The organism is Oceanobacillus sp. FSL K6-0251 (assembly GCF_038004725.1).
Lineage (GTDB): Bacteria > Bacillota > Bacilli > Bacillales > Amphibacillaceae > Oceanobacillus > Oceanobacillus oncorhynchi.
Genome location: NZ_JBBORS010000001.1, coordinates 2,393,196 through 2,406,819 on the forward strand (window position 1 = coordinate 2,393,196; position 13,624 = coordinate 2,406,819).

Consider the following 13,624-nt stretch of genomic DNA (forward strand, 5'->3'; position numbering starts at 1 on the left):
TTACAAAGTGATTAATATTCTTTCTTATGGTATAATAACAACAGATTATAATAGTTAGAGAGGATATTTATTATGACTAATAACGCACCTAAATATGAGATTGTTAAAAATTATATACTAAGTCAAATTAAGGCGGGTATTTATCAACCACATCAAATTATTGAATCAGAATTAGAATTATCTAATAACCTTTCAGTGTCAAGAATAACAGTTAGACGAGGAATTGAAGAACTTGTTAATGAAAAAATACTATCCAAAAAAAAGGGAATAGGAACTTTTGTTAACCCCATACCAAAATTTTTTGGATTCAAAGCTGGAATTGGATTTACTTCAGAAGTGAAAAATAGAGGAATGGAACCTTCTACAAAATTACTTAAATTGGAAAAAGTAAAAGCGAATGCTGTACAAGCTGAAGATATGAAAATCGCTGCTGGAGAAGAACTTTGGTTAGTTGAACGAATTAGATATGCTGATAAAGTGGCAGTTATTTATGAGATAGAATATTTTGATGCATCAATTGTTAAAGATTTAAATGTGGAAATTTGCGAAAACTCTATTTATGAGTATTTAAATGAGCAAGGAGTATCCTATGAATTTATAGATCAACGAATTAGTGCTACCTTAGCTGATTCAAAAATTGCTGAATTTTTGGATGTTGAAGAAGGAGCACCGTTAATTGATACAAAAATTATTGCTTGTATGAAGAATGGAAAGCCTTTTAATTTAGGGTTTGCACTGTATCAAACAAAAAATTACTATTTGATGCATACTATATATAAATAAACCCGACAGAGGTTAACATTCTCTAGACACTCTTATCTTGGAGTTTTATTTAGATTAATAAAACTCCAAGATAAGATGAGGAGGAAAACAATGAAAGCTTTTATATTATGTGGTGAAATAGAGCCAAAAATGTTTCCTTTTGATAAACATTATCAAATTAATAGCCTTCCAATATTGAATAAAGAAATGATTTTTTGGCAAATAGATAGATTATTAAAAGTCGGTATATTGGAATCGGATATCTATGTATTTCTTAGTTATAAACCAGACCAAACTAGAAATTTATTACGAAAGTATCGGGAAATAAATTGTATTGATCCAACCCTAAATTTAGATGTTTTTTTACGAAACAATTTAGAACAATTTAAGGAAGGAGTTATTATTCAAAAGGGGAATTGTCTTATAAGTCTAGACGATTTGACATATCTTAAGGAATCAGAAGAAGATACCAGTGTTCTACTAATAGAAAAAAAACAAAAAAGTATTGATATGATTGGGGCTTTTGTAGAGAATAATCAAGTAAATCAATTTTTAGCCCATGCTCGAGAACACTATGTTAATTCTGAAGTTGCAGGAGTATTTAAGTTAGATAAGCATGCATTAGAAACAATTTCGTACGCTAATTACGGATTCAGTCAACGTGTGACAGGGGCTATGATTCCTAACCAGTTATTTATTGAAAATGGATTGAATGATTATTTAAAAGAGGGAAACAAGATTCAACCGGTATTTGCTCAGGATAAAGTGCATAGTTTACAATTTCCATGGGATATATTAAATGTGAATGCATACTATCTTAATTCATTTACTAAGGAAATAAACGGATATTCTATTGGGGACAATTCATCTGTTTCTAAAGAATCAACTATAAACGGTAATATTCAGATAGGTAATAATTCAATTATAGGTAAGAATGTAACCATTAATGGCAATGTCATTATTGGGGATAATGTAAATGTTGATACTGGTGCTATTATAAATGGCCCTGTTTTAATAGGAAATAACTCGTATGTTAAAGATTATGCAAAACTTGAACCAAATACTGTAATTGGTTGTGAGAATAGGATAGGACATAATGCGGAAGTTGAGGGTGTTACAATGAAAGGTATTTCTGCTATTCATTATAGTGAAATGTATGGTGTGATTGGCCAATATGTAGATATTGCTGCAGCCTGTGTATGTGGAATCGTAAGATTTAATGACACTCCTCAAATACACAAAATAAATGGAAGAACTTATTCAGATACCTATTCTAATGCGATTTTTATTGGTGACTATACTAGGACAGGTATTAATAATATATTCTTCCCAGGTGTAAAAGTAGGAAGTGAATGCGCACTATATCCTGGTTTAAATGTGGAAAAAGATATACCTCACGAAACACTCGTTATAAAAAAAGAAGAGCATATTGAAAAAGAATGGGGATATAAAAAATACGGCTGGTAGGAGAGAATTAAATATAAAGTATAGAATAAAGAAGTAATTAATAATTGAAACGTTTAATTAGCTTATTACCGGTTATTTAGATTTTCTAGCACCTTTGTTTGCTACTATTAAAAGATGACTCATTGAAAGCTAGTAGAATAATCATTTAATATTTTTGATATTACTAACTCAATTAGGGAGGAGTGAATGGTAGTGAATGAAGAATAAGGGCACTTCGTATCCTTAACTTCATTAAACTACTCTTCTCTCCTTTCTCTTTTTCTTTTTATGAAAGCGCTTCAAATATTGAAAAATCATTATTTAGAATCGGCTCATACAAGTTTAATCCTTAACAAACATAAAAAGGAGGTTAAAAAGATGGTAGGAATTATCATTGCCAGCCATGGTGAATTTGCGACAGGTATCTTGCAGTCTGGAGCGATGATCTTTGGAGAGCAAGAGAATGTCAAGGCTGTTACGTTGATGCCGAGTGAAGGTCCGGATGACGTAAGAGCAAAAATGGAAGAGGCCATTGCTTCTTTCGACAATCAGGATGAAGTATTATTCTTAGTCGATCTTTGGGGTAGAACCCCCTTTAATCAGGCAAGCAGCTTGATGGAGGGGCATGAAGATACATGGGCTATCGTTGCTGGGTTGAATGACGAAGATTTATCTTGGATAGAAGTGATTTCCTGCTTACGTAATGCGAATGTTTCCATCGCTGATTTAAAAGAAATGATGAGCTTTTTAAAAGGGGATAGAGAAGTATTAAGTGAACGAATTGATATTTTAAAAGCGCATCAAAAAAACTTCAGAAGCATCAGGAAGAATTAAAGAAAACAGAAGAAATGCTAGCCATTAAAATTAACCAATTAAAACAATTGGAGAATATAGATCTCACAAGTTTAAATAAACAAAGACTTTGTTAGTTATTTTAAGAGGAGGGATAAACCCCTCTATGATTTAGTATGAGGTACGTTCGTTTAAAAAAGGGAGTGTAAAAATATATTATTCTAGAATTTCTACACCCCAATCTAACTACATAATGCTTTCTTTATCCAGATTAAATAACATGAAGCGTTTTTGATCTTTTTTGTTTTATCTGTAAAACATGCTCTCCTGCCATATGAATGCAAAGAGGAAGAGAATCTTACCAGAAAAAAGGGGGAAATGGTAACAAATACTTATTATGTCTACAGAAGATGAGATATCAATCTTTCTTCCAGTGCACTCCAAATAATGGTTCAGTGGTAAATAAAAATAATAAGAGTAAAATGTTATAGATAAAAATAATAACGGCGAACAATTAAGTAAAGTTATAAATCTAGTGAACATTAGCGCATTTAAAGTAGTCTGACAAACAGGTTTTAGTTTCAAAAATCTCTTTTCAGGGTACCGCTATTCAGACATACTAACGAAAGAGAGAAAAGAAATGACATTTACAAAATTTAAATCTATTTTCAACAAAATTGGTATTATTGCTAGTTTACTCGTGCTAACTGGCGTGTGTGTTTTGCTTTGGCGCACATTTTTTGCTAGTGGATATGGTTCCTATTCAGGCCAAATTTCATTTTACCTGCTCACATTCCCTGTAGCATTATTCATTTTAGGTGTAGCAGCTTTCATTATTTTACTCCTTCTTATTTGGAAAAAATCTGCATTATTTTTAAAAATGATTTGGGCGGTCAACTGTATTTCTTTTTTAGGAATCGCGCTCCTATCTGGGATTCAAAACCAATATTATGCAGATCGTATTGACGCAGAAACTGCATTGATGGATAACTATACATTCTCTTTTTCTGGAACAGATACGTATTCCGATTTAGAAGAAGATGTTGTTTATAAAACTGCGGAAGATGGAGATTTATTACTGGATGTATGGGATACAAAAGTGAATGATGAAAATCGTCCTGTTATCGTAAATATTCATGGCGGAGGATGGAGCAGCGGGGATAAAAATGAGGTTTCCTCATGGAGTAAATGGTTTAATTCGAAAGGATATGTTGTATTTAATGTGGAATACAGTCAAAATGGACCCGACATGTGGCAAAAACAAATTTCAGATACACATGATGTGGTAAACTGGATTGTTGAACGTGCGGATGAATATCATTTAGATATAAACAGAATTAATTTAATAGGATCTTCTGCCGGGGGCCATTTAGCATTGTTAACAGGGTATACGGATTTAAAGGAAAACAGCCTTGCTCCCAGAGAAACGGATTCCGATTCCACCGTGGAAATAAATTCTATTATTAATCTATATGGGCCATCGGATTTATTACAGCTCTATGATGATACTAATAGTAAAGAATTTATTCAGCCACTGCTTGAACAGCTCATGGATGGCCAGCCAAAAACAGAAGAAATCAAACATCGTTATCTTCAAATGTCTCCTATCCAGTATGTAAATGAAACTTCTGCACCCACGATTTCATTTGTCGGTCTAAAAGATAAAGTAATACCTGAAGAGCAAATAGAGATACTGCATGAAAAACTCGAAGAAAATAATATAGACAACCAAGCTTATTATTTTCCGTTTTCTGATCATAGTTATGACACTAACTGGGAAAGTACAGCTAATCAAACAACCAGACAAAAAATAGAAGAATTTTTAAGTGAATACAACTAGTATTTATTGCGTCAGAGGGAAGCTCTTATCAATTTAAAGGTATATTGATTATAATGTCTTTGGAAGAGATTTGGAAATGAATGACAAAAATGAGAGGGATTATACAATCCACTCATTTTTTATTCTTCCATATCAAACGCATCAATTACTTTCTTTTCATAGGAAGACAGCACAATATTTGTTGATGGTGTTCCATATTGCATCGTTTCATCAATAAATTGTTCTAAGCTTTCTACTGAATGTGTGGCCAATTTGGCAATATAGCTCACTTCTCCGGCAACTCGATAACACTCAAGCACATCCGGATGATTATTACAAAAGTTCGATAACGCTTTACAATCAGTAGATTTAAACATGACAAGTGCAATAATGGGACGATGCAGCTTTTTTAAGGAGACATGCGCATGATAACCTTCGATAATTTGCTGCTCTTCTAATCTTCGTACTCTTTCTATGACGGACGGGGAGGTTAAGTGAACGGCTTTTGCTAACTCCTTCATGGAGATTTTCGCATTCTCCTGTAATATCCTCAAAATTTCTCTATCGATTTGGTCCATATAATACCTCAACCTTTTTTTATAAAACAGAATAACTTAAATTCCTAATTATGAAAAGATAAATACTCTAATTTCCTTTTTAAGACTATGTAAAAGCTTTTTATTGTTATATAAAATAAGATAATAGAAGGGGGAAGGCATAAAAAATGAAGGGGTGACGTTATGGAAGGAAATAAAGCATTAATCATAATAGATGTTCAAAAGGCGTTTGATGACAAAAAGTGGGGAGAGCGGAATAACCTTGATGCAGAAGAAAATATGGAGAAGGTACTAGAACAATGTCGGGAACATCAATGGGAGATTATTCATATTCAGCACATTTCAGATAATCCGGAGTCTGTATTTTATTATAAAGGAAAGGGATTTCCTATTAAACAAATGGTCGCTCCTTTGGAACAAGAAAAAGTAATAACAAAAAGAGTGAACAGTGCTTTTATTGGAACGCATTTAGATGAATATTTGCAAGCATGTCATATTGATACCATTGCAATTGCTGGTTTAACCACACCGCATTGCGTATCTACCACGACAAGAATGAGCGGGAATTTAGGGTATAAAACGTATCTGCTTTCAGATGCCACTGCTGCGTTTGGAATGAAAGATCATCATGGTAAATTCATAGATGCAGATACCATCCATCATTTGTCGCTGGCAACGATTCATGATGAATTTGCTAGTGTGTTGACTGCACAGCAGTTTATTGAATCAGTGCTGTGAAGACACTATATATTGCAGGTGTGAAAAAGACAATATGAAGAAGAGTTGTTTTGAAAAGCTGTTAATCTAAAATTAATATAATATTTACTCTCAAACGCAAAACTATCGATAAGCAATATTGGATCCAATATTGCTTATCGATAGTAAAAGAGGTGCTAGTTCTTTTATAAAAGAAGCGCTCCTTTTATTATTCTAGTCCACTATTTTTAGACGGATTAGAATTGTAACGCGAAAGTAGTAAATTAAAGGTGATTAAATATGATGTCGTTTGTTAATTTCAATCGTAATAAACTCCGGCAAATAGCTGGGAGTACATCCTTTTGCTACTATTTCATCCTTGTAAAGGCCCGTTTTCTCGCCAAGTTTCATACAGCGGGTACGATTCTTTTCATCATAAATACCTATCCAGCCTGCTGTGAAATTCATAGCCCATTGAACTTCCGGTTCTTCCTGCATAATATTAGCTTCTAATGCAGCTAGCAGCTCTGCAGTATTATCAGGCGGTGCTTGTCCGGTCCATCTCAAGCGCGCTTGATAATACCAGAAAGCTCGCCTTTGGAGAGCGCGGGGGCTATTTTCCCATGACTGCATCAATGCAATTCTCTTTTTGTCCTTGGTAAGCTGATTAGCCATTAACCAGTCCATTAAGTTATTTCGTTCATCAAACGTGTGAATTTGCATATCCTCATCAAGCTTATTAAGCACATCTTCTGAAAGAAGCTTTTTATCCATAATTAAGATGGCTAATAGTCTGGGTAAAAATGCTTCGGTCGACCAAAGCTCCAGAGCTAGTTCATGATCTTTTTTTATCTCCTTTGCGATTTTTCGTAAGTCTCCCAGCTTCGTTTTACTATTAATTTGAGCTAGAATGTCTTCTGCTTTTGAAGAACTTTTTATTTCTGCAGTTATTTTTTCATCCATTTTATACATCTCCCTGATTGTATATTTTCGTGAATTTATTTATGAATTTGATTATACATTTCTCCCCACCTTTCAACAAAAGCAAACGCATATGGAGATACAGCAATTATCGCTGCCGGGTAATTTAATAGAAAGTGACTATCAGGATTTACTGAAAAAATTGAGTGCAGCACATTCTCAGCTGGAAAATACAAAAGCGGAAAAAGAGCAGGAGATTTTAGATTATTTCACCATGTGGGTCCATCAGATAAAAATACCGATTTCTGCCCTTCATTTAATTCTTCAAGATGAGGATAGGGAAGTGACGGAAGAAATGAGGGAACAGTTATTCAAAATCGATCAATACGTCGAATTGATATTACAGTATGTACGTTTAGGAAGCACTTCGACGGATTATCATTTTCAAAAAGTGGACTTGGATGCCATGATTCGTGAAAGCCTCAAAAAATATGCTTCTGTCTTTATTCGGAAAAGACTATCTGTTCATTATGACGGGATAGATCAACGCATCGTTACCGATTCAAAATGGCTGAGCTTTGTGCTCGAACAAATTGTATCCAATGCGTTGAAATATACAAAGGAAGGAGCCATCTCTATTTACTTGGAAGAAAATGCTGTCGTGATAGAGGATACAGGCATCGGTATTCGCCCAGAAGATATCCCTCGTGTAGCTGAAAGAAATTTCACAGGGTTTACAGGACGCGAGCATAAGAGCGCCAGTGGAATTGGGCTTTACCTTTCCAAGCAAATCCTGACGAAATTGGGGCATCAAATAAAAATTGAATCGGAGCCTAAAAAGGGAACGAAGGTTTCTATCGTGTTTGATGATAAACAAATGACAACAGAATAGCCAATCTAACAAAAATGTTAGAAACAAAGGAGAAATGTCAGATAGAACTGTAGATTGACATTTCTCTTTTTTGCTATTCTTTACCTATCAACAAGAAAGTTGTTGGAAGAAAGGAGATGTACCATGACACTTTTACAAGTTCAACATTTAAGAAAGGTCTATACAACGAGGTTTGGAGGAAATCAAGTAGAAGCACTTTCTGATGTCTCTTTCAGCGTGGACGCAGGAGATTATATAGCTATTATGGGGGAATCCGGCTCCGGTAAGACGACGTTATTAAATATTCTGGCGGCATTGGATAAGCCAACACGCGGTAATGTATTGCTGAACCGGAAAAATATTGTGCAAATACCTGAAAAAGAAATTTCTGAATTCCGGCGTAATAACCTCGGATTTGTATTTCAGGATTTCAACCTTTTAGATATGTTCTCGATACAGGATAATATCTTTGTTCCACTTGTTTTATCCGGAAAAAAGCATAAGGAAATGGAGCACAAACTAATGCCGATAGCAAAGAAACTTGGCATCGAGCATATCTTGACTAAATTCCCGTATGAAGTATCAGGCGGTCAAAAGCAAAGAGCGGCAGTTGCCAGAGCATTGATTGCTGATCTGGAATTAATATTGGCAGATGAGCCGACGGGCGCCCTGGATTCCAAATCTACAGATGAATTGCTGGAGCATTTCGGACAAATTAATAAAGAGGGACAAACGATTTTGATGGTAACGCATAGTATTAAGGCAGCAAGTCACGCGAAATGCTTGCTTACGAAACCTTATATATTGCTGTATTCAGCATGGTCGTAGGATTTGTTGCAGGCACCATCCTTAATAAAGTTTGTGTATTATTGATTCGCCAAATGATGGGTGCGGATGTAGCTCTTGGGTCTGAGTTTTCTTCCGAAGCGGTGATATGGACACTAAGCTTCTTTAGCATCATTTTTCTATTGATTTTATTGGGGAACATCTCTCAAATTCGATTAGCCAACCCGATAGAGCTTTTAAAAAGCGGAAATGTCGGTGAAAAAGAGCCAAAAACCAAAATCTTCTTTTCGATTCTTGGTGTTTTATTAACTGGGTGGGGTTATTATATTGTGTTAACCCTGCAATCTCCCATTAGTGGTATGCCTTATGCTTTTCTTGCAGCAGTATTGATTATTGCCGGTACGTATCTCTTATTTACCACCGGAAGTATTGCTGTACTCAAAATTTTAAAAAATAATAAAAACTATTACTATCAGACCAACCATTTTATCCCTGTTTCCGGCATGCTTTACCGGATGAAAAAGAATGCAGTAGGTCTTGGGAACATTACCATTTTATCTGTCGGTGTGATTCTTTTACTTTCGATTGCGGTTTCCTTATATATCGTATCTGAGAGTGATGATGCAACCTATTCAGGTAATGTGATTTCAGAGGTAAGATTACCAGAGGAGACAGATGAAACAGAGGAAGAAATCAAAGCAAAATTAAGTGAGCTGATTGATCAAACAGCTTCTGAAACCAACAATACCGTTACCGGTTCATCTTCTTATACCTATCTAAATTTTGTAACACTTGCTGCGGGCGATGGCTTCGAAGTTACAAAAGATGCCTATTCCATGTTAGCGAATGAGAGTCCGATCAATTTATATATGACCGATCAGGAAAGCTATAATCAGTTAACTGGAGATAACCTGTCGCTTGATGAAAATGAAGTATATGTACATGGAACAGGGGATGAATATACAAATGGAACGCTTTCACTGATGGATTTTCAATTTCCCGCCACTGTCATGGAAGATATGAAAGAATTTTCTATAGACAATGAAACGACAAGTTTAATTAGTGACACCTATTACATGATTGTTGATGATATAGAAACCCTTCGACAAATAGAGCACCAGCAAAAAGAAATATTGGGTGACTATGCTGCAAGCACAAACGTTTCTACACAAATCAGCTTGGAACAAGGAGTAAATGACGATCAGGAAATAGCATTTGGAGAACAGCTGCGCTCAAATATGAAAAAGGAAGATATGGATATTGTCGTTGTAGACACACGATCAGAAGCAGCAAGTGACTTACAGGCCCTCCGAAGTGGCGTTTTGTTCATTGTTTTGAATTTAGCTGTCTTACTATTATTAATGACGGTACTGATTATTTATTATAAACAAACTTCTGAGGCTTATGACGATAAAGAGCGTTTTTCTATCCTGCAAAAAATCGGGTTGAATCAATCGGAAATTAAAAAAGCCATTAAATCTCAGATTTTAACCGTCTTTTTTCTCCCTGTCGTCGTAACAGGAATCCATATTTTAGCGATTTTCCTCCTCATGAGGAAATTAATGATTCTGATCATGATTAATCAGGTGAACTTATTCCCAATCAGTGTGCTGATCGCTTTTCTGGTTTTCCTGATTGTTTATGTGGTCATCTACCGAATAACGGCACGCGTTTATTACAAAATTGTTCAATAAGTTATGTTATATGTATGAAAGAGGGGACAGGTTATGCATTTAAGTCTAATGGAGCTGCTGCTTATCTTTGTTGGAGGAGTTTTGATTTTAGGAATCCAGTTTTATTTATCGACTAGAAAGAATCGATTTATGGGGCTTTTATTCCCGATCGTATCCTTCGGGTATTCCATATATATGTTTTTAAAATCAGATTTCTTTTCCGATATGACATTCAGTATGAAAGCTTATATGTTCATTGCTCAAAATATTCCTGCGCTGGTTTTGTTGGTGATTTATTTTATTTGCCGTTGGAATATGAAAAAACGTAGGGAGAAAGGAGCAGTATAGATGAAAAAACAATTATTAATTTTAGTCGCTTTTACTACTACTTTTATTATACTTGTTGGGTGCAGTTCCTCCGGATCAAATGATGATGAAAACTTTTTTTAGTGAAAGTATACGAAAAGCAGGCGATAAACTTACCGGTTTTTTGGTGAACCCTCCTTAACAAAAGATAAATCATTAGAAGGAGAAAGAGCATTTGGAGAAGATGATTATACAGGAACGTATGAAGCGGTATATCAACAATTCTCAGGCACAGAAAATTTATTTGGCGGTGCATCGCTTGATGGAAGTGAAGGAAAGAAGGTTCAGATTACCTATAACGCAAACATCGAAAGCGGAGAAGCAGAAGTATTTTGGAATACCGCTGATTCAGAGCAGAAATTATTATTTGAAGGCCAGGGAGAACATACAGAAACCATCAGTTTACAAGGCGGCTGGGAATATCTCAGTTTGGAAGGGGATGAACTGGAAGCAGATATTCGGGTAAATATTGAATAAAAGGATTGGTAAATCAAATTTAGCAGTATGGCAGCTATAGCTTCATCGGATGAGATAAGAGTTGGATATTTAAACAGGTCGTTCTACAACCACTATTTGGAAGTAATTATCGCCATGCTATTACAACGTTTTGTACATACTAAAAGATAAGGAGGTGGCAGTAATGAGCAAAAAGAATAAAAATAAGAAAAACCAGCTATTTGAAGATAACAAAGGCGTTCAAGCTGTGCAAAATCAATTGAATGAAAGTTATCAAAGCGGAGTAGTTGAGGATCAATTAGAAAACAATCGGGGAATTCACCATTTTAATAATAAGAGCAGATAAAACGAAAATAACTGAGGCTGGGATTTAACACCAGTCACAATTCACAATCAATTTAAAAATGGTTCTGGTCATTGTTTTTAATGAAATGATTGGAACCATTTTTGGGTGGATAAATTTTATTATATAACTGATATGGCTGCATTAGTTAATCAATTAGAATAAATACGTCTTATGAAACTGAAATATGAAGAAAAATGAATAATGAGTTAGATAATATTTAAAGTTTTTAACCCTAGGGTGTTGAAGTACTTATATAGTCATGTTAGTATATTACATGGTTTTAGAAGGGTCGTTCTATATAAAATAATATGGTATGAAGTGGAATTGTACATTGCTTTGTAAATTTTACTGCGATCTTCATTAGAAAATTACAGGAGGTTTTATTTTGAAATCGAAGTTAAATGTCACACGAGTATTTTGGATTGCTGTATCAATTGCGGCAATCTTTATATTATGGGGGGCTATATTACCGGAAAATGTAGAATCAGTACTCGGTACAGTGGACGGATTTATATCCACATACTTCGGGTGGTTCTATATGTTATCAATGACAGCTTTTGTTCTATTCGCTATATACATGGTTTTCAGTCCATTAGGGAGAGTGAAGTTAGGTAAGCCGGACGAAAAACCACAGTATAGTTATTTTACATGGTTTTCATTTCTATTTACTGCAGGTATGGGAGTCGGACTTGTTTTTTTCGGTGTTACTGAGCCACTAACTGATTATTATGCACCGCCAAATGCTGAACCCAATTCGGGGGAAGCAGCTGCAGAAGCTCTCCAATATTCTATGTTCCACTGGGGTATCCATCCTTGGTCAGTATATGCTGTTGTCGGTCTGGCACTTGCATACTTTAAATTTAGACACCAGGCACCGTTACTTATGAGTTCAGCGCTATCTCCTATTCTTGGAGAACGTACAAAAGGGGGATTGGGTACGGCCGTTGATGTTCTCGCTGTTTTCGGTACAATTTTCGGTATTGCTACATCTCTTGGACTCGGTGCCACACAAATTACAGCAGGATTAAGCTACAGTTTTGAAGGTATTGAAAATAACATCATTACTCAAACTATCGTGGTATTGGTTATTACAGTTGCTTTTATCATGTCTGCAGCAACTGGTGTAAACAAGGGTATACGTTACTTAAGTATTAGTAATATTATTATTGCTATTGCGCTAATGTTGTTTATCTTAGTGACAGGCTCCACATTACAAATGTTCGAATCGTTTATGTCAACAGCAGGAAATTATTTCCAAAATCTTCCTACGATGACTTTTGATATGAATGCTTTTACCGGTGACCGCGGATTTCTTGATGATTGGACATTGTTTTATTGGGCATGGTGGATTGGCTGGTCTGCATTTGTAGGAAGTTTTATTGCCAGAGTTTCCCGGGGTCGGACTATCCGTGAGTTTATCATTGGTGTCGTGTCGGTTCCTTTTGTATTCAGTTTAATCTGGTTCTCTATTCTTGGAGTTGCCGGTATTGAATTGGATGAGGCGTTAAACGGTGGATTATATGATCTGGTTGTCGCTCAAGGTGATGAAGTGGCTTTATTCGCCTTCTTGGAAAACTATCCATTTGCACCGGTTGTACTCGGGATTACCATACTCTTAATTGCATCGTTTTTTGTAACATCTGCTGACGGCGGCACCTTTGTGCTGGCTATGATGACTACAGGCGGTACAATTAATCCTGCTACCCGGATTAAAATTATCTGGGGAGCGATTCTTTCTGCTACAGCACTTGTATTACTATTTTCCGGCGGTCTTGAAGCATTGGAAATGGCAATGTTAATTGCAGCATTCCCATTCACATTTGTCGTCATGCTGCTTGCAATATCTGTTGTTAAATCACTGGCTAATGAATACGATATTCTTACGATGGAGAGAAAGCATTATGAACATCAGCCGGAGTATTTAGAAGAAGCTAAGAAAGAAATACAGGAGAAGCGTGAAGAGTTTCTTGAAAGCCTTCCGGATGAAATGCCAGAGGAAGAAAACAGCAAGGATCAATAAGATAAAAAAACATTTATTTGCTTGTGAAAACTGTTATTTATGAACTTTTTAGTCATTAAATAACGGTTTTCATATAATTGAAAATAAATTGAAGAAATAAAATGTACATGTTA

The 13,624-nt window shown here is 35.3% G+C and carries 13 protein-coding genes and 1 pseudogene; 12 read left to right on the forward strand and 2 right to left on the reverse strand.

Translation table 11 applies throughout. The features are described 5' to 3' along the window. Positions 1–72 precede the first annotated feature (72 nt). From MKY45_RS12040 to MKY45_RS12055, 4 genes and pseudogenes are all read left to right on the forward strand, one after another. Entirely contained in the window at positions 73–783 is a 711-nt protein-coding gene (locus MKY45_RS12040) for a GntR family transcriptional regulator (protein WP_256704701.1), read from the forward strand. A 90-nt stretch (positions 784–873) separates the two neighbouring features. Beyond that, positions 874–2,229 carry a hypothetical protein gene (locus MKY45_RS12045; RefSeq protein WP_042534054.1) on the forward strand — a complete coding sequence of 452 codons (1,356 nt, stop codon included), beginning with the start codon at positions 874–876 and terminating at the stop codon, positions 2,227–2,229. Positions 2,230–2,586: 357 nt separating this feature from the next. Next, positions 2,587–2,868: pseudogene (locus MKY45_RS12050) on the forward strand (PTS sugar transporter subunit IIA); the annotation flags it as partial. Positions 2,869–3,640: 772 nt separating this feature from the next. Next, a complete protein-coding gene (locus MKY45_RS12055; RefSeq protein ID WP_042534055.1) occupies positions 3,641–4,840 on the forward strand; it encodes an alpha/beta hydrolase in 1,200 nt (399 codons plus the stop codon). A gap of 119 nt (positions 4,841–4,959) precedes the next feature. On the opposite strand, the gene MKY45_RS12060 is transcribed toward MKY45_RS12055, so the two are convergent. Then, positions 4,960–5,397 (reverse strand): Lrp/AsnC family transcriptional regulator, encoded by a 438-nt coding sequence (locus MKY45_RS12060; RefSeq protein WP_042534056.1) that lies wholly within the window; start codon positions 5,395–5,397, stop codon positions 4,960–4,962. A 162-nt stretch (positions 5,398–5,559) separates the two neighbouring features. Between MKY45_RS12060 and MKY45_RS12065 the strand changes: the two genes are divergently transcribed. Further along, positions 5,560–6,114, forward strand: coding sequence for a cysteine hydrolase family protein (locus tag MKY45_RS12065; RefSeq protein WP_193062154.1), 555 nt, complete (start codon positions 5,560–5,562; stop codon positions 6,112–6,114). 252 nt (positions 6,115–6,366) lie between these two features. Here MKY45_RS12065 and MKY45_RS12070 read toward each other — a convergent pair whose 3' ends face one another. Next, the gene (locus tag MKY45_RS12070) at positions 6,367–7,035 is read right to left on the reverse strand and encodes a DNA alkylation repair protein (protein WP_289585146.1); all 669 of its coding nucleotides are present in this window, start codon (positions 7,033–7,035) and stop codon (positions 6,367–6,369) included. Positions 7,036–7,126: 91 nt separating this feature from the next. Between MKY45_RS12070 and MKY45_RS12075 the strand changes: the two genes are divergently transcribed. The 7 genes from MKY45_RS12075 (at position 7,127) to MKY45_RS12105 (ending at position 13,511) form a co-directional block, all read left to right on the forward strand. After that, on the forward strand, positions 7,127–7,885 hold the full coding sequence (locus MKY45_RS12075) for a sensor histidine kinase (RefSeq protein WP_289585147.1): 759 nt from the start codon (positions 7,127–7,129) through the stop codon (positions 7,883–7,885). Positions 7,886–8,008: 123 nt separating this feature from the next. Then, positions 8,009–8,692 (forward strand): ABC transporter ATP-binding protein, encoded by a 684-nt coding sequence (locus MKY45_RS12080; protein WP_289585148.1) that lies wholly within the window; start codon positions 8,009–8,011, stop codon positions 8,690–8,692. Beyond that, positions 8,644–10,344, forward strand: a complete 1,701-nt coding sequence (locus tag MKY45_RS12085; protein WP_341172978.1) for an ABC transporter permease — start codon at positions 8,644–8,646, stop codon at positions 10,342–10,344. The genes MKY45_RS12080 and MKY45_RS12085 overlap by 49 nt, the downstream gene beginning before the upstream one ends. 33 nt (positions 10,345–10,377) lie before the next feature. Further along, positions 10,378–10,671, forward strand: coding sequence for a hypothetical protein (locus tag MKY45_RS12090; RefSeq protein ID WP_212928192.1), 294 nt, complete (start codon positions 10,378–10,380; stop codon positions 10,669–10,671). A 277-nt stretch (positions 10,672–10,948) separates the two neighbouring features. After that, positions 10,949–11,155: a hypothetical protein gene (locus MKY45_RS12095; protein ID WP_341172979.1), complete on the forward strand. Its 207-nt coding sequence runs from the start codon at positions 10,949–10,951 to the stop codon at positions 11,153–11,155. Positions 11,156–11,329: 174 nt separating this feature from the next. Next, a complete protein-coding gene (locus MKY45_RS12100) occupies positions 11,330–11,491 on the forward strand; it encodes a hypothetical protein (RefSeq protein WP_175297063.1) in 162 nt (53 codons plus the stop codon). Positions 11,492–11,876: 385 nt separating this feature from the next. After that, the gene (locus MKY45_RS12105) at positions 11,877–13,511 is read left to right on the forward strand and encodes a BCCT family transporter (RefSeq protein WP_341172980.1); all 1,635 of its coding nucleotides are present in this window, start codon (positions 11,877–11,879) and stop codon (positions 13,509–13,511) included. Positions 13,512–13,624: the final 113 nt, after the last annotated feature.